The sequence below is a fragment of the Thermococcus sp. CX2 genome (genome assembly GCF_012027555.1).
Classification (GTDB): domain Archaea; phylum Methanobacteriota_B; class Thermococci; order Thermococcales; family Thermococcaceae; genus Thermococcus.
The window spans coordinates 526,463-541,712 of the sequence record NZ_SNUQ01000001.1; the positions used below are offsets into that span (position 1 = coordinate 526,463).

Here is a 15,250-nt window from a genome sequence, read left to right on the forward strand (position 1 = left end):
TATTTTAGTCCTCAATGAACTAAAACGCTGGGTTTTTAAGGATTTTTAATGTCCGTAAAGAGTGGTAGTAAGGATGAGGATCGTAATCCTTGGCCACAGAGGCTTCAGAGGGAGGCTCGAGAACACCCTTCCTGCCTTTAGGCGGGTACTCCGATACGCCGACGGTATAGAGTTCGACGTGAGGGTTACGGGCGATGGAAAGCTCGTGACCCATCACGACAGGGGCTTCCAAGCCGATGGTTCCTATCACTATCTGCGGGAGCTGAGCCTTAGGGAGCTGAGAAGGCTCCACCCCAATGGAAAGCTCATTCCAACAGTCGGGAGCGTTTTCAAGAAATTCAGGGACGTTCCCCTCAACGCCGACGTGAAGGAGATAGAAGCCGTGGAGGATGTTGTGACCCTCGCCGAGAGGTTTGGAGTCCTTGAAAACACTGTCTTTTCAACCGAGAGCAGAGAAATCGCGGGACGTCTCATGAAGGAATGCCCATCCTGCAGGGTTGGCTTTTCAATAGTCGGCTATTCCTCTATCGGCCATCTCGCAAGGTTGAGAGGCCTTTATTCTATCCACGTGCCGGTAGATGCAGTGGGATATATTGGATACAGAAATCTCATTACCCTACTCATGACACTTCGGAAGAGGAGACTGCGGGTCTACCTCTGGAACTACCAAATGGACGAGCTTCTCTGGGTTCCGAGGCTAAAGAGCCTCGTAGACGTTATCATCTCCGACGATCCGGCAAAGCTGAGGAAAGTTTTTTAGTGACTGGGCTTATCAGTTCGGGGCGATGTTCATGCCATGGGAACGGAAAGGAGTAATCGTCCTTGGACACAGGGGATATATGAGTAAGTACCCCGAAAACAGCCTCCTGGCCTTCAAGGAGGCAATCGAGGCAGGGGCCGATGGAATCGAGCTCGATGTATGGCTCACCCAGGACGGAAAAGTCATAGTCATGCACGACGAGAGCATAAACAGGACGAGCAACTTAAGCGGGAAGCAGAAGGAGATGACGCTGGAAGAGCTAAAAAAGGCCGACATAGGTATGGGAGAGAAGATACCCACGCTGGAAGAGGTTTTTGAGGTTCTTCCGAAAGATGCCCTGATAAACGTCGAGCTCAAGGACGTTGATGCCGCCAAAGAAACCGCCCGCATAGTCCTGGAGAACAACCCCGAGAGGGTTATGGTTTCCTCCTTCGAAATCGACGCCCTGAGGGAGTACCGCAAATACGACAGAGAGACCACCATGGGCCTCCTCATAGACAGGGAAGAAGTTGTGCCGCTCATACCGAAGCTCAAGGAGGAACTCGACCTCTGGTCGATAAACGTCCCGATGGAGGCCATCCCAATAATCGGCCTTGAGAAGACCCTACAAGCGCTCGGCTGGGCCCGCTCGCTCGGCCTCAAGGTTGCCCTCTGGACGGAGAACGACGTTCTCTTCTACAAAGACGATAACCTGGCCAAGCTAAAGGGTCTCTTCGAGATCGTCATAGCGAACGATGTCGAGAGGATGATTGAATATCTGAGGGGCTTGGGGCTGAAGTGAACAACACCTCAAGAACTTCCTTCTCGGTCTTTTACGCATTGCGTCGATTTTTATCCATGGCCCCCCAAAGAATTCTTTTCGATAGTTCTCCGCGTGAGAATATACTCTACCATACAGATAAGCGCGGCAAAGTTTTATATTCCAGTGCCATAATACGCTGAGGTGGTCAGTGATGGATAAGTTCATACTCTCGCTCGACGAGGGGACAACCTCAGCTAGAGCCATAGTTTTCGACAGGGAGAGCAACGTCCTCGGCGTTGGCCAGTACGAGTTCCCCCAGCACTACCCAAAGCCCGGCTGGGTGGAGCACAACCCCGAGGAGATATGGGAGGCCCAGCTTAAGGCGATAAAAACCGCCCTTAAGAACGCCAAAATTACCCCAGAGCAGATAGCTGCAATAGGCATAACCAACCAGCGCGAGACTACGATCGTGTGGGACAAGAGCGGAAAGCCCCTCTACAACGCCATAGTGTGGCAGTGCAGAAGAACGGCAGAGATGGTTGAGGAGATAAAGAGGGAACACGGGGATGTAATCAAGGAGAAGACTGGCCTCGTCCCGGATGCCTACTTCTCCGCCTCAAAGCTCAAGTGGCTCCTCGACAACGTTCCCGGGCTAAGGGAAAAGGCCGAGAAAGGGGAGGTTCTCTTCGGAACAGTCGATACTTTTCTCATCTACAAACTCACGGGCGAGCACGTCACCGATTACTCCAATGCCTCAAGGACGATGCTCTTCAACATCAAGAGGCTCGAATGGGATGACGAGCTCCTCGAAATCTTCGATATTCCCGAGGCCATCCTCCCGGAGGTTAAAGAGTCGAGTGAGATTTATGGCTACACGAAGAGAGAGCTCTTAGGCGCGGAGGTTCCGGTAAGTGGAGACGCTGGAGACCAGCAGGCTGCTTTATTTGGTCAGGCATGCTTTGAGGAGGGTATGGTTAAAGCCACCTACGGGACGGGCAACTTCATCCTGGCCAACACTGGAAGGATGCTCCTCTACTCAGACAACCTTCTGACGACAATAGCCTGGGGGCTTGATGGAAGGGTCACCTACGCCCTCGAAGGAAGCGTGTTCATAACTGGAGCGGCAGTTCAATGGCTCCGTGACGGGATTAAAATCATCAAAGATGCCGCCGAGACAGAGGAGATGGCCGAAAAGCTGGCCTCGAACGAGGGAGTCTACTTTGTCCCCGCTTTTGTGGGTCTTGGGGCACCGTACTGGGACCAGTTCGCGAGGGGACTGATAATCGGAATAACGCGGGGAACGGGAAGGGAGCACCTCGCGAGGGCCACGCTCGAGGCGATAGCCTATCTCACGCGCGATGTCGTTGATGAAATGGAAAAGCTGGTGCAGATTAAAGAGCTTCGCGTTGACGGAGGAGCCACGAGGAACAACTTCCTCATGAGGTTCCAGGCGGACATCCTCAACAAGCGTGTCATTAGACCCTTTGTACAAGAAACGACGGCCCTAGGTGCGGCATATTTGGCCGGTCTTGCCGTGGACTACTGGGAAGGGCTAAAGGAGATAAGGGAGCTCTGGAAGGCCGAGAGGATTTTTGAACCGAATATGGACGAAGAAACGAGAAAAAGGCTATACGCTGGGTGGAAAGAGGCCGTCAGACGTTCGATAGGGTGGGCAAAGGTTGTCCAACTTTAGGTTTGGGAAAACCTTAAATCTTAGGATTTTCTTCCATTCGGAATATACAGGGAGGAGGAATCATGATGAAGACGAAGGTCGCCATTATCGGCGCCGGTATAAGCGGAGCAAGCATAGCGCGCGTTCTCAGCAGATACGAGAACCTCGAAGTGCATCTGATCGAAAAAGCCCCTGATGTGGGTTGGGGAGTCAGTAAAGCTAACACCGCTCTGATACACGGGGGCTACGACGATGACCCAAAGAAATATCCCATGAGAGCCAAGCTGTGCATCAAAGGCAACCGCTTGTGGCACGAGTGGGTTAAGGAGCTCCAGATACCTCACATCTGGAACGGAGCTTTGATAGTCGCCACCGAAGAGGAAGATTTTGACGAGCTCGAGAAGCTCCTCGAGCGTGGAAGGGAGAACGGTGTTCCAGAGATGAGGATGGTTGATAGAGATGAGCTGTTTCACCTTGAACCCGGCCTGACGAGGGAAGCAATTGGAGCCCTCTGGGTGCCGATAGTCGGACAGATAGGCCCTATTCCAGCGGTCATAGCCATTGTGGAGAACGCCGTTGCCAACGGGGTTAAAACACACCTTGAGACTGAAGTGAGAGGAATAAAAGTCGAGAATGGGGAAGTTAAGGGTGTCGAAACCAATAACGGGTTCATCGAGGCGGATATAGTCATCAACGCCGCTGGACTTTATGCCGATGAAATAGCGCGCATGGCTGGGATAGATTACTTTGAGATACATCCAAGGAAGGGCGAATACTTCCTCTTTGATGAAGCCATACCCGGACCAAAGCGCGTTCTCTTCCCAACTCCAACACCGATAAGCAAGGGCATAGTGGTCACAACCGAGATAAGCGGTCATCTGATGATAGGGCCTAACGCCCAAGACCTGCCGCCCGAGGAAAAAGAGAACCTCGCAACGACGAGGGAGGGTCTTGAGCAGGTCTGGGAAGGAGCTAAAAAGCTCTGGCCCAACCTTCCGCCGAAGTGGAAGGTCATCAGAACATTCGCCGGCCTCAGGCCAGAGCCAACGGGTGGGGACTTCATAATAAAGGCCGAAGAGGAGGTCTGGGGCTTCATCAACGTGGCCGGAATACGCTCTCCGGGATTAACCAGCGCCCCAGCCATCGCCTACGAGGTGGCCGAGATAATTCAACGCGACCTCGGAGTAGGCTTGGTGGAGAAGACTAAGTGGAATCCCTACAGGAAGGAAATCACCCACTTCTTCATGCTCTCGCCGGCTCAAATAAACGAGCTCGTCAAGAGGAACCCCGCCTACGGAAAGGTGATCTGCAGATGCAACCGTGTGAGCGAAGGTGACGTCCTCGAGGCCATAGAAAGGATGAAGTTCATAGGCGTGAAGACGCCGAGCGTCGATTCCGTCAAGTTCCGCACGAAGGCCACAACCGGAACCTGTCAGGGAAGCTTCTGCAGGCCCAGGATAATCCAGCTCCTCGCAAAGGAGTACAACATCCCGCCGTGGAAGGTTACACTGAAAGGAAGCGGCAGCGAGATTGGAATAGGAGACGTCAAGGTCCTCGTGAGGGGGGATGAGGCGTGATGTCAGGACTTCCCATGATCCAGTACGACGTTGTGGTTATCGGCGGTGGGCCGGCGGGCATGGCCGCGGCCGTTAAGGCCAAAGAACTCGGGTTAAATGTTCTTCTCCTCGACGACAATGAGTACCTCGGCGGAATACTCCCCCAGTGCATCCATCCAGGCTTTGGGATCCACTACTTCAAGGAAGAGCTGACCGGACCCGAGTTTGCATACCGCCTCACCAAGAGGGCCCTTGAGCTCGGCGTGGACTATTACACCGCCGCCAGAGTTCTGGAGATCAAAAACTACTCCGACCTTGAGAAGGTCGTTATATTCAGCTCACCCAAAGGGGCCTTTGAGGTCTGGACGAAGACGATAATCTACGCCGCTGGAGCGAGGGAGAGGCACGCCTTTGAAATTGGGATTGTGGGAGACAGGGGCGCAGGAATCTACACCGCGGGAGAGGCTCAGACTCTAATGGACATCTACGGCATCATGCCCGGCAGGGAGATTGTTATAGTCGGTTCAGGCGATGTTGGCCTGATAATGGCGCGCCGCTTCGCCCTTGAGGGGGCCAAGGTAAAAGCCGTCATTGAACTGATGCCCTACCCGGGTGGACTCGCCAGGAACATCATGATACTCAAGGACTTCGATATACCCCTCTACCTGAGCCACAAAGTCGTCGAGGTTAAGGGGAAGAACAGGGTGGAGCGCGTCAAGGTCATCAAAGTCGATGAGAACCTGAATGAGATACCCGGGACGGAGTTCTGGATCGAATGCGACACGGTGGTGATCTCAGCCGGCCTGATCCCGAGCGTAAAACTCCTCACGAACATCGGGGCCGAAATCGACCCGGCAACGGGTGGACCTATCGTCAACGACCTCTTCGAGACCACCATCCCGGGAATATTTGCCGCAGGCAACACGGTCCTCATCAACGATCTTGTCGACTATGTCGCAGAGCAGGGAGAACTGGCAGCCTATGGTGCAAAGCTCTTCATAGAGAACGGCGGGATACCCACAAAGCACTGGATCAGGCTGAGAAAGGGTGAAAATGTCAGGCTTCTCATCCCACACTACCTCAGCGGCGAGAGGGACGTTTTCATCTACGCCCGCGTTAAACGGCCGATGGAAAACGTGGAGGTCAGGTTCCCGGAGATAGGCAAGAGGCTCAGGCTGCCGGTTGTTAAGCCCGCCGAGATGCTCAGGCTCAAGCTCAGGAAGGAAGATATCGCCAAAGCCAAGGACGGCATCACCATGGAGGTGGTGCCGCTATGACGAGCAGGGTCTACCGCTTCACGTGCATTGTTTGCCCCCTCGGATGTACCCTCGAGGTCGAAATGGACGGAGACAAAATCAAAGAGGTCAAAGGGTACACCTGTCCCAGGGGAAGGGAATGGGCCATTGAGGAAGTTATGAACCCCAAGAGGGTCGTTATGAGCGTTGTCAAAGTCAGGAACGGCAAACTGCCAACGGTAAGCGTTAAGACCGCCGAGCCAGTTCCAAAGGCCAGAATACCTGAGCTGATGAAGTTTCTGGCAAAGCTCGAGGTCGAGGGACCGATTCGCGTTGGACAGACTATAGCGGAGTTCGAAGGAATAAAAATAGTGGCCACGAGGGAAGCTTAACTTTCTTCTCTTTTCGCTTATCTGCCCGTTGCCAAAGCTTTAGGTGCCCAGCTCTAGAAGGGAGAAGAGAAAAATCAAAGCACCTCGAACTTCTGTAGGAATATCCTGAGGTCGGTCTTGAAGGGTTCTTCAGCGCGGTTTATCTCCGCGTTCAAGAGTTCAATGAAATTTTCCTCGGTGGTTGCCTCCTCCCAGAGCTTTTCAACGAGTTCTTTGAGCCTGTCGTAGTATTCAACGTACGGTCTCACCTCGAAGAGGGCCTTCTCAAGTTTGCTACTCATAGTTACCCCTCCTGAACCAGTAGTACCATCTCTTGCTCGCATCCTCCGCTTGCCCCGTTATGAGGAAGTAACGCAGTATTGCGAGGTTTATAAGGAGGAAGAGGATCAGCATCACGTTGTACTGGGGAACCGAGGCGCTCAAGAAGGCGTAATAGTCCCAGATGAAGTGCATGATGATAGCGAGGAGGAAGAATGGAGCCACCGAAGAGGTTCTGCCCTCGGCTTTCATGCCGTAGCCGACGCCGATTATAGCGCTCCATGCCCCGTGGGCGATTGGGGTTAGAAAGGCCCTCGTAATGGTCACTGCGACACCGTATCCAAGCCCGTACAGGAAGTTCTCCGTGGCAGCGAAACCTAAACCTGCAGCGACGCCATAAACTAACCCGTCCATTATGCCGTCCATCTGGCCAGCCTTGAATGGCCATCTTATCGCGAGAGCCTTGGCAGGCTCTTCCACGATGCCTGCGACGAGGGCTACATAGAAGGCAGTCGTTGGGAGTATTGGCTCCACCCTGCCGCCGATAGTAAGAAACATCTCCAGGATGTACGCTATTCCAACGGAGAGAGTTCCCCCAAGGATAAATGTGCCTATAACGTATTTTTTAGGCTCTGGCTCAAACTTGTCCGCGTGATAGAAGTACCACAGCATCACAAGGGCCGGGGCATATGCGAAGAACACTAGTATACTCAACACGTCCATAGCAGGGCTCACCAGAAAGAAGTGGGAAATTTGAAAATTTAAAGGTTAGCATTGAGCGAGAAGCTTTTCAAGGTCTATCCCCTGTTCTTTGAGATACTGAACGAGACCCTCCGGGGGCTCCACATTGGCGCTGTTGACGTTCATAATCTCGATGGTTATCACATCGACCCATTTCTCGTCGCCTCTGGTGTAGTAGGCAGTCTGCTTGATCTCGACGGGTATGAGCTCCTTGGTTACTTTGACCTCTATTTGACCCCTGTAAACGTCCATATTTTCGGTGCCAACCTCAAAGGTTCCTCCAGTTAAGTTTGCGCTGATAATGTAGTAGTCCCCTTCGTCCTCCACCTGCACTCCAGGAAGGGTCAGGACTTTCCAGACGTTGTCGAGTATCGAGGTGGTAAGGTTCGGCCCCTGCCCCGGCCCATAGCAGCTTGCCCCCCACACAACGGTCCCGTTCCTGTCGGTTAGGGTTGCATAGCCAGTGGCGGTGGTGTAGTAGTAGGTCTTGTAGTAAACCGGCCCCTTCAGGGTGCCGTTGGATACCGTAACCGTTGATTTGATCTCCCTCTCGAAATCAATCGCTCCGGTGGTCTTAAGCTGAAACGCCAGCTTAGTGCCGTTGTAGCTGTCCACAGTCATTGTGTATTCGTAGCTTTTCAAACTCTTCACGGCGTTCTCCAGGTCCTGAGCAGTGAACGGGAGGTTCGGGGGTGCCGTAGTAGTGGATGTAGTAGTTGTGCTCGTTCCTTCAGAGGAGATACACCCCGCACTCAGTACCATTAGAGCAAGGAGAATTCCGAGGTAGAACTTCCTCATTCCATCACCTAGGATAGGTTCCGCTCGGAGTATTAAAAGGTTAGTATCACTACATCCTCCCGAGAATCTCCACCAATTTCCCCAGGGTTCCGAAGTCAAGGAGCTCATCCCCAAGGGGCACGAGAACCCTCGAGGTGCTCACGTCATGGGCCCTGAGGAATGGGGAGACTATCTCCCTCAGGACGTCGTTGCCGTAGGCCCACGGACTGAAAGCCGGGAGAACTACCAAGTCCTTGCTGAGAAGGAAAGCAGGAACCTTAACAATTGCCCCGACCTCGTCGCGGAGCCTTATCGACGGGTGTTCGTGGCCGATTATGAAGCGCTCGCCTTCAACGAGCTTGTGCCCGTGAGCAAGCATCCAGCCGTGGAGCTCAAGCTCATCGAGGATTTCAACCCCCAGCTCCCTTAGCCACAGGGTTCCTACGTCGTGGTTGCCCTTTATGAGGATTATCTCATCAACGAGAGGTGCTACCTCCTCCACGAAGGCCTCAAGCTCTTCACGTTCGCGCCACTCTGGAATGAATGAGTGCTTCAAATCCCCGTTGATGATGAGCCTTTTTGGTCTTTCCCTCTCAAGCAGGGATCTCAGCCTTCCCACGACTTCGTGGAATATCCTCGGCAGGTAAAATCCTTCTCTAGCCATGCTGACCTCATAGCCGAGGTGGATGTCGGCAACTATGACGGCATCCCCAAGCTTCAGCGCCTTGTCCGGGAGGGGCTCTGGCCTCATGGTGGGAAATTATGAAGCTAACGCTTTTAAAACTAACGAATATTGTTAGACGAACCAAAAAAGTTTTAAGTTCCAACCCGAAGCGTATATTGGTGAGAGCATGCCGTTCATTGGGTTTGCGAAGAGCAATTACGGGCCGGCCGAGACGTATAAGAGGATACTAGATGAACTGCAAAGGAGGGGCTTTGAGGTGAGGTTTTCCAAGCACCACTGGATGGGAGATGCGCCATTCGGCCTCGTCATCGCGGAGACGAACAGGGGAGAGGTTGCCATCAGGTGGAATCTCGGAAAGGTCTTCGAGCTTAGGCTTGAAGAGGTGCAGAAGGAGGACGTAGACGAGTTCGTGGAAGACACCATGGAGTACCTCAGCGGCGACTGAGCTACTCCAGGCTGCGTTCTTGTTTTACCCGTTCTATCACGTCAAACAGACTCCAGAGATCCCTTATCACGTGAAGATGAGGGATCAGCACAAGCTTCGCCCGGTCTTTTTCCACGAACTTCGCCGTGGGTGGGAAGTAGTACCATACGTATTCGGTGTTGGTGTCCCCGTGTCCAATGAAGCGCCAAGGCTTGTCATCGACCCAGATGAAAATTTCATCTCCATATTTTTTCCGAACCAGTTTAAAGGCCTCGTCTATCGTCAGTTCCCTTCCAAATACAATAACATCGTCAAAGAGGTCGTATATTCCGAGGGTCTTCAGCCTCTTCACCTTCATCCCGTCTATGAAGTCCTCCGCCGAGAAGGAGATTACAATGTGGCCCTCCTCCTTGAGCTTTCTGAGTAGCTCAGGAGAATCATCCAGCGGTCTAGTCAGCTTAGCTCTCTCCTCAAACCACGTCTCCATGAACTTCGTCCTAAGGAAGAAGGGAGGCTTTGATTTCTTTTTATGACTCCCAAAGGTGGGTCTCTCAAAGTACATCTCGATTCTGGTGAGCACCTTTGCCCAGAATCCTTTGAATGGAAGCCAACGGTAGCGCTTCTCCAGTGCACGCTTAAAGGCCTCCTCAATGCACGAGTAAGTATCCGCGAGCGTTCCGTCGAAATCAAAGGCAATTATCACCATTCTCCCCCCGCCGGAATGAAGGCCTCACGGCCTTTAAGCTTTTTCTCATATTGGTACTTCATCGAGCTCCACGCTGACTTCGATGTGAATGCCCCAAGCGGCCCTCGACGGCAGAACCTACAGCAACGTCCAGTGGGCCGTCTACGAGAGCATGCAGTACAACATCAGGCTCGTCGCAGGCCTCATGGAGAAGTTCTTTGAGGATGTTGGTCTTTCGTGATGCTCCCGTCTTTTTTAGCCCCCATTTTTTACAACATCGAATGCTTCATTAACCGGGGTTTAGAGTATAAATTCAAAGGGCAACCTCAAAGTTTTCGGTTTAATCTCCAATCGTCAGTGGATATTTCTTTATTCTGCCTCCCGTTTGAAACACAAAGCATATAATCCGCCGAACCTATTTTCCACGACTGTCTTAAAGCTCAGAAGGTGGTAGGCATGGGAAGGCACTACCTGCCGAACTCGGCCCACAGAGATGAAATGCTCAAGGAGATGGGCTTCACGTCAATCGAAGACCTCTTCTCGGATGTTCCTAAGGGCATGGTCAAGAAGTTCAACCTTCCAGAAGGCAAGAGCGAGTACGAGGTCTTCTTTGAGATGAATGAAGCTCTCTCAAAGAATAAGACCGTCCTTGAGATGCCAAGCTTTCTTGGAGCGGGAACGTATTTCCACTACATCCCGGCCCACGTAAAATACCTCATCGAGAGGAGCGAGTTTCTGACAGCTTATACTCCCTACCAGCCGGAGATAAGCCAGGGCATGCTCCAGGCGCTCTTCGAATACCAGAGCCTTATCGGAGAACTTGTCGGCCTTCCGATAGTTAACTCCTCGATGTACGACTGGGGAACGGCTATGGCAGAGGCGGCTCTAATGAGTGCGAGGGTTACAAAGAGGAACAAATTCGTCGTTCCGAGGAATATAAGCCCAGAGAAGAAGATGGTTCTCCATACATACGTATCCGGTGCGGGCATAGAGATAGAGTACGTCGATTGGAACGAGAACGGCCAGCTCGACCTTGAGGAGCTCAAAGAAAAGGTCGAGGGAGCGGCCGGAGTTTACGTCGAGATGCCCAACTTCTTCGGACTCATAGAGGAGGAAATCCAGGCGGTGGGAGAGATAGCCCACGATGCCAAGGCCCTCTTTGTCGTCGGCGTTGACCCAACGATACTCGGAATAGTAGAGGCCCCGGGAGAGCTCGGCGCCGATATAGTGGTGGGTGAGGCAGCTTACTTCGGAAACCCAATGAACTTCGGCGGGCCAAGGGCAGGCATATTCGCCATTAGAGATGACAGAAAGCTCATTCGCCAGATGCCGGGAAGGATAATCGGAATGACAAAGGATGCAGACGGGAAGAGGGCCTTCGTGATGACCCTCCAGACGAGGGAACAGCACATCAGAAGGGCAAAGGCGACCTCCAACATCTGTTCAAACGAGGCATTAGTGGCCGTTGCTGCCGCGATACACCTGGCAACCCTGGGGCCGAAGGGCCTTAGGGAGCTCGGCGAAACGATACTCAAGAACACAGCCTACTTCAAGAAGCGCATAGGCGAAGTTGCCGAGGTAGTCTTCGAGGGAATAAACTTCAAGGACGTACCCGTTCGCTTTGAGAGACCCTATCCGGAGATACACGAGGCCCTGCTCGCTAAGAACATTCACGGCGGCTATTATCTCAAGCCCCACTTCCAGGAGCTCGGCGAGAGCGCGCTGTTTGCGGTAACCGAGACGACGAGAAAGGAGTGGGTTGATGCCCTCATCGAGGCCCTGAGGGAGGTGGCCTGAATGTTCAGGCAGGCTAAATGGAATGAACCGCTCATCTTCGAGCTCTCCCGTCCGGGTAGGATTGGCTACACGCTTCCAAAACCGATAGAGGATATTGAAGTTCAAATCCCTGAAAAGCTCAGGAGAAAAAGGCTCGACCTTCCAGAGCTGAGCGAGCCTGAGGTGGTCAAGCACTACACCAGACTAAGTGAGATGAACTACGGCGTTGACAGCGGTATCTACCCTCTCGGCTCGTGCACGATGAAGTATAATCCAAAGATAAACGAGGAAGTTGCCGGACATCCTGGAGTCGCCTACATTCACCCATATCAGGACGAAAGGACTGTGCAGGGAGCGCTAAAAATCATGTGGGAGTTGGAGCAGTGGTTAAAGGAAATCACTGGAATGGATCGCTTCACCCTCCAGCCGGCCGCCGGAGCCAACGGCGAGTTTACTGGAGTCATGATCATCAGGGCCTACCACCTCGACCGCGGTGAGACCCAGAGGACGGAGATGCTTGTTCCAGACTCGGCTCACGGAACCAATCCTGCCTCAGCCGCCATGGCGGGTTTCAAAGTCATCGAGATTCCATCCAATGAGAACGGAACTGTGGATTTGGAGGCCCTCGAAAACGCCGTGAGCGAGAAAACAGCTGGATTAATGCTCACCAACCCCAACACCCTCGGAATCTTCGAAGACGAGATTGTTGAGATAGCGAAGATAGTCCACAAGGCCGGAGGCCTGCTCTACTACGATGGAGCCAACCTCAATGCGGTTCTCGGAAAGATAAGACCCGGTGATATGGGCTTCGACGTGGTGCACCTAAACCTCCACAAGACCTTTTCGACGCCACACGGCGGCGGCGGGCCCGGAAGTGGCCCAGTTGGTGTTAAGGACTTCCTGAAGGACTACCTGCCCGTTCCGTTGGTTGGCTACGACGAGAAGACTGGAAGGTACTACCTCGACTACGACGTGCCCAAGAGCATAGGCAAGGTCAAGGAGCTTTACGGCAATTTCGCAGTCATCGTCAGGGCGCTGACCTACCTTAAGATAATGGGCAGGGACGGGCTGAAGGAAGCCAGCGAAATAGCGGTTCTCAACGCCAACTACCTCACACAGAAGCTCAAGGGAACAAGGGGCTATGAATTACCGCACAAGGAGCTCAGGAAGCATGAGGTCGTCTTCAGTGCCGAGCCGATGAAGAAGGAGACTGGAGTTAAGGCTCTCGACATTGCCAAGCGCCTGCTCGACTTCGGCCTGCACGCACCGACGATATACTTCCCGCTGATTGTCCATGAGGCCCTGATGATAGAGCCAACGGAAACCGTCAGCAAGGAGGAGCTCGACGCCTACGTTGAGGCGCTCAAGCGGATAAGTGAGGAAGCATACAACAACCCCGAGGTTGTCAAGGAAGCACCACATAACACCGCAGTTAAGCGCGTTGATGACGTCCTCGCTGCGAAGAGACCAATAATTACCTGGCGCATGTACAGGGAGCTGAAGGAGAGGGGAGAGGTAGATATTTGAACCCTTTTTACTCTCTTTTCCGAGCTTCAAATCTGTCTGTTTTTCTGTTAGGCGGTTCAATGCGTTTCTCGGTTTGGATTATAGGTTCTTGGAGCTTTTCGTCCTTAGCACAGTTCTATGTAAGCCCTGATTTCCCTGGAACGTTCGTTCCACAAGAGTCCTAATAAATATGTAACAAAAAACTTACACGTGGGGATGAAGATGGCGGAGGCTGTAGAAAAGTCTGGACTCGTCCACTATGGTGAGGTTGTTGAGGAGTTTGAAGTCCCGGTCAGGGGGTTCCTCTTCAAGGGTGGAAAGCTTGAGGGTGTCTATATCAAAGGCGGCATAATTCCCGTGACGGTAGAGCTGCCAAAGGACATTAACGAAGCTGTATTAAGGGGAAAGGCACAGAAAAAGCTCCTCATAAGGGAAGTCAGGTACAAAGGCAAAGGAACAATTGAGGTCTACATCCAGGACGGCTATAGGGTATGGCCAATTCACGAGGTGGATTTTGAAGAGCCAAGCTGAGAGTTGTGGAGCCCCGGGCGGGATTTGAACCCGCGACCGGCGGATTACAAGTCCGCCGCCCCGCCAGGCTAGGCTACCGGGGCACGGTTTAATGGCTGTAAGAGAGGAATATAAAGTTTTCGACATCGAATCTCACGGGAGTATTGGAGCCTTTTATACAAATTCCATTGGCGGTTGAATTCACAAGTGATAATCGATCCAATACACAATATCTGATGTAAGAGCTCGTCTGAGTTAACGATAGGCAAAAAGACCATATTTTGCCAATTCTGGATTTCTTTTGGCCAGATGGGCAAAATAACCGGTGGAAATTCCCGAAATCTTGTGAGGGCATTAACCCAGAATGCCTGGAGGGGCCACCGTAATCTTTATAAATCCACCCTGTATTCCCTACATTGGGTCGTGCCGCCGTAGCTTAGACGGTAGAGCGCTGGACTGTTAATCCAGTGGTCCCCGGTTCGAATCCGGGCGGCGGCGCCAGTAATGGGCCCGTAGCTCAGCCTGGTCAGAGCGCGCGGCTCATAACCGCGTGGTCGGGGGTTCAAAGCCCCCCGGGCCCACCAGTTCTATAAACTTCACCTCGCGAAATTTGATCAAGGTTCGTATGTCCCTTCTAAAACTCGCTGTTTTAGGGTTCCTCATTGTCAACTGCAGTGTTATGGGGTTTTACTTCCCAGACGCTCTTCGAGCACCAAAAAATTAGGAAACTTCTTCAAGAGTGCTGACTCTACTCGCGAAGACATACGAACTCATTCTGGCTTTTTTGAAGAAAGTTACTCTCTGATCAAACTTTGCCCAGCAAAGTTTGTTTACGGCAAAGGTTGCCGCGGAAAAAGCCTCAAAATCGCCGAACATCCGAATCTACGTTCAATACAGGCGTCTTTTTTGTCCGAATTCTGACGGATTTTTGGCCCATATATCTGTTAAATCTTGCAAACATTCCGGTTCGGTTCTGACATTATGACAATATGCATGGAGTTTATATGTCATAATTACATCCAATTTGCGAGAACTTCTGATTTTCTGCCAGGTTCGAATTCCGAACCCACGCTGAGACTTTTTAAGCTTTTCTCAGTATTGGTGAACATACTAGTACACCAAAGCCGATTTTCGGCGCGAAAAACGGTTCTTAAACTTTTCGTAAGCGATATAAACCCCTACGGTCGAGTTATCACTCGAAAAGCTTATATACCGAAACCCACAGTGGGGAGGTAGTGGTAATCATTCTATAAAAACGTTAAGGGGGCAATTCTCGGTGGCGGCGAAAAAAGAGTTTGATATATTTGCTCATGAGCTGGTTCCCGAGCACAGAATCCTCAGCGAGGAAGAGAAAGAGGAGCTTCTCAAGAAGTACCGGATTAGGCTTTCACAGCTTCCTCAGATCAAGGCTTCAGACCCTGTGGTCGTTGCGCTCGGCGCAAAGCCTGGAGACGTTCTTGAAATCAAAAGGAAGAGTCCAACGGCGGGCTACTATTACTACTACCGCCTTGTGGTGGAGGACTGATTCTTG

17 protein-coding genes and 3 tRNA genes are annotated in these 15,250 nt (G+C 52.3%); 14 read left to right on the plus strand and 6 right to left on the minus strand.

The features are described from left to right. Window positions 1–73: 73 nt before the first annotated feature. From E3E23_RS02930 to E3E23_RS02955, 6 genes are all read left to right on the plus strand, one after another. Window positions 74–760: a glycerophosphodiester phosphodiesterase family protein gene (locus tag E3E23_RS02930; RefSeq protein WP_167906188.1), complete on the plus strand. Its 687-nt coding sequence runs from the start codon at window positions 74–76 to the stop codon at window positions 758–760. Between the two features lie 31 nt (window positions 761–791). Further along, window positions 792–1,541 (plus strand): glycerophosphodiester phosphodiesterase family protein, encoded by a 750-nt coding sequence (locus E3E23_RS02935; RefSeq protein ID WP_167906654.1) that lies wholly within the window; start codon window positions 792–794, stop codon window positions 1,539–1,541. A gap of 172 nt (window positions 1,542–1,713) precedes the next feature. Next, window positions 1,714–3,195 (plus strand): glycerol kinase GlpK, encoded by a 1,482-nt coding sequence (glpK, locus tag E3E23_RS02940; RefSeq protein ID WP_167906190.1) that lies wholly within the window; start codon window positions 1,714–1,716, stop codon window positions 3,193–3,195. A 65-nt stretch (window positions 3,196–3,260) separates the two neighbouring features. Further along, window positions 3,261–4,751 carry an NAD(P)/FAD-dependent oxidoreductase gene (locus E3E23_RS02945; protein WP_167906655.1) on the plus strand — a complete coding sequence of 497 codons (1,491 nt, stop codon included), beginning with the start codon at window positions 3,261–3,263 and terminating at the stop codon, window positions 4,749–4,751. Beyond that, a complete protein-coding gene (locus tag E3E23_RS02950; RefSeq protein WP_206205607.1) occupies window positions 4,751–6,007 on the plus strand; it encodes an NAD(P)/FAD-dependent oxidoreductase in 1,257 nt (418 codons plus the stop codon). Before E3E23_RS02945 ends, E3E23_RS02950 begins: the two co-directional genes overlap by 1 nt. Continuing rightward, window positions 6,004–6,357, plus strand: coding sequence for a DUF1667 domain-containing protein (locus E3E23_RS02955; protein ID WP_167906194.1), 354 nt, complete (start codon window positions 6,004–6,006; stop codon window positions 6,355–6,357). Before E3E23_RS02950 ends, E3E23_RS02955 begins: the two co-directional genes overlap by 4 nt. Window positions 6,358–6,431: 74 nt before the next feature. Here the strand turns inward: E3E23_RS02955 and E3E23_RS02960 are convergent, their stop codons facing one another. Genes E3E23_RS02960 through E3E23_RS02975 form a run of 4 tightly spaced genes read right to left on the minus strand, consistent with a single transcriptional unit; the run spans window position 6,432 to window position 8,884 of the window. Further along, window positions 6,432–6,638, minus strand: a complete 207-nt coding sequence (locus E3E23_RS02960; protein WP_167906196.1) for a hypothetical protein — start codon at window positions 6,636–6,638, stop codon at window positions 6,432–6,434. Beyond that, entirely contained in the window at window positions 6,631–7,338 is a 708-nt protein-coding gene (locus E3E23_RS02965; protein ID WP_167906656.1) for a PrsW family intramembrane metalloprotease, read from the minus strand. The genes E3E23_RS02960 and E3E23_RS02965 overlap by 8 nt, the downstream gene beginning before the upstream one ends. A gap of 45 nt (window positions 7,339–7,383) precedes the next feature. Continuing rightward, window positions 7,384–8,154, minus strand: a complete 771-nt coding sequence (locus E3E23_RS02970; protein ID WP_167906198.1) for a hypothetical protein — start codon at window positions 8,152–8,154, stop codon at window positions 7,384–7,386. Window positions 8,155–8,203: 49 nt separating this feature from the next. Continuing rightward, window positions 8,204–8,884 (minus strand): metallophosphoesterase, encoded by a 681-nt coding sequence (locus E3E23_RS02975; RefSeq protein ID WP_167906200.1) that lies wholly within the window; start codon window positions 8,882–8,884, stop codon window positions 8,204–8,206. A 100-nt stretch (window positions 8,885–8,984) separates the two neighbouring features. Between E3E23_RS02975 and E3E23_RS02980 the strand changes: the two genes are divergently transcribed. Next, window positions 8,985–9,263 (plus strand): hypothetical protein, encoded by a 279-nt coding sequence (locus tag E3E23_RS02980; protein ID WP_167906202.1) that lies wholly within the window; start codon window positions 8,985–8,987, stop codon window positions 9,261–9,263. A 1-nt stretch (window position 9,264) separates the two neighbouring features. Here E3E23_RS02980 and E3E23_RS02985 read toward each other — a convergent pair whose 3' ends face one another. Beyond that, window positions 9,265–9,945 (minus strand): HAD family hydrolase, encoded by a 681-nt coding sequence (locus E3E23_RS02985; protein WP_167906657.1) that lies wholly within the window; start codon window positions 9,943–9,945, stop codon window positions 9,265–9,267. 91 nt (window positions 9,946–10,036) lie between these two features. Between E3E23_RS02985 and E3E23_RS10055 the strand changes: the two genes are divergently transcribed. From E3E23_RS10055 to E3E23_RS03005, 4 genes are all read left to right on the plus strand, one after another. Further along, window positions 10,037–10,168, plus strand: a complete 132-nt coding sequence (locus E3E23_RS10055) for a hypothetical protein (RefSeq protein ID WP_256366223.1) — start codon at window positions 10,037–10,039, stop codon at window positions 10,166–10,168. Window positions 10,169–10,383: 215 nt separating this feature from the next. Beyond that, entirely contained in the window at window positions 10,384–11,724 is a 1,341-nt protein-coding gene (gene gcvPA, locus E3E23_RS02995; protein ID WP_167906204.1) for an aminomethyl-transferring glycine dehydrogenase subunit GcvPA, read from the plus strand. After that, window positions 11,725–13,230: an aminomethyl-transferring glycine dehydrogenase subunit GcvPB gene (gene gcvPB, locus E3E23_RS03000; protein ID WP_167906206.1), complete on the plus strand. Its 1,506-nt coding sequence runs from the start codon at window positions 11,725–11,727 to the stop codon at window positions 13,228–13,230. A gap of 195 nt (window positions 13,231–13,425) precedes the next feature. Beyond that, on the plus strand, window positions 13,426–13,740 hold the full coding sequence (locus E3E23_RS03005) for a hypothetical protein (RefSeq protein ID WP_167906208.1): 315 nt from the start codon (window positions 13,426–13,428) through the stop codon (window positions 13,738–13,740). A gap of 6 nt (window positions 13,741–13,746) precedes the next feature. On the opposite strand, the gene E3E23_RS03010 is transcribed toward E3E23_RS03005, so the two are convergent. Then, window positions 13,747–13,823 (minus strand) — tRNA-Thr (locus E3E23_RS03010). 321 nt (window positions 13,824–14,144) lie between these two features. On the opposite strand from E3E23_RS03010, the gene E3E23_RS03015 reads away from it, so the two are divergent. From E3E23_RS03015 to E3E23_RS03025, 3 genes are all read left to right on the plus strand, one after another. Beyond that, window positions 14,145–14,220: transfer RNA gene (locus tag E3E23_RS03015), tRNA-Asn, on the plus strand. 5 nt (window positions 14,221–14,225) lie between these two features. Continuing rightward, window positions 14,226–14,303, plus strand: a tRNA-Ile gene (locus tag E3E23_RS03020). A 692-nt stretch (window positions 14,304–14,995) separates the two neighbouring features. Continuing rightward, window positions 14,996–15,244, plus strand: a complete 249-nt coding sequence (locus E3E23_RS03025; RefSeq protein WP_068666223.1) for a DNA-directed RNA polymerase subunit H — start codon at window positions 14,996–14,998, stop codon at window positions 15,242–15,244. Window positions 15,245–15,250: the final 6 nt, after the last annotated feature.

Bases quoted from the DNA above. Each gene is read 5' to 3' on its own strand.
- E3E23_RS02930 (WP_167906188.1), top strand. From the start codon at position 74: ATGAGGATCGTAATCCTTGGCCACAGAGGCTTCAGAGGGAGGCTCGAG.
- E3E23_RS02935 (WP_167906654.1), top strand. From the start codon at position 792: ATGCCATGGGAACGGAAAGGAGTAATCGTCCTTGGACACAGGGGATAT.
- glpK (WP_167906190.1), top strand. From the start codon at position 1,714: ATGGATAAGTTCATACTCTCGCTCGACGAGGGGACAACCTCAGCTAGA.
- E3E23_RS02945 (WP_167906655.1), top strand. From the start codon at position 3,261: ATGAAGACGAAGGTCGCCATTATCGGCGCCGGTATAAGCGGAGCAAGC.
- E3E23_RS02950 (WP_206205607.1), top strand. From the start codon at position 4,751: ATGTCAGGACTTCCCATGATCCAGTACGACGTTGTGGTTATCGGCGGT.
- E3E23_RS02955 (WP_167906194.1), top strand. From the start codon at position 6,004: ATGACGAGCAGGGTCTACCGCTTCACGTGCATTGTTTGCCCCCTCGGA.
- E3E23_RS02960 (WP_167906196.1), bottom strand. From the start codon at position 6,638: ATGAGTAGCAAACTTGAGAAGGCCCTCTTCGAGGTGAGACCGTACGTT.
- E3E23_RS02965 (WP_167906656.1), bottom strand. From the start codon at position 7,338: ATGGACGTGTTGAGTATACTAGTGTTCTTCGCATATGCCCCGGCCCTT.
- E3E23_RS02970 (WP_167906198.1), bottom strand. From the start codon at position 8,154: ATGAGGAAGTTCTACCTCGGAATTCTCCTTGCTCTAATGGTACTGAGT.
- E3E23_RS02975 (WP_167906200.1), bottom strand. From the start codon at position 8,884: ATGAGGCCAGAGCCCCTCCCGGACAAGGCGCTGAAGCTTGGGGATGCC.
- E3E23_RS02980 (WP_167906202.1), top strand. From the start codon at position 8,985: ATGCCGTTCATTGGGTTTGCGAAGAGCAATTACGGGCCGGCCGAGACG.
- E3E23_RS10055 (WP_256366223.1), top strand. From the start codon at position 10,037: ATGCCCCAAGCGGCCCTCGACGGCAGAACCTACAGCAACGTCCAGTGG.
- gcvPA (WP_167906204.1), top strand. From the start codon at position 10,384: ATGGGAAGGCACTACCTGCCGAACTCGGCCCACAGAGATGAAATGCTC.
- gcvPB (WP_167906206.1), top strand. From the start codon at position 11,725: ATGTTCAGGCAGGCTAAATGGAATGAACCGCTCATCTTCGAGCTCTCC.
- E3E23_RS03005 (WP_167906208.1), top strand. From the start codon at position 13,426: ATGAAGATGGCGGAGGCTGTAGAAAAGTCTGGACTCGTCCACTATGGT.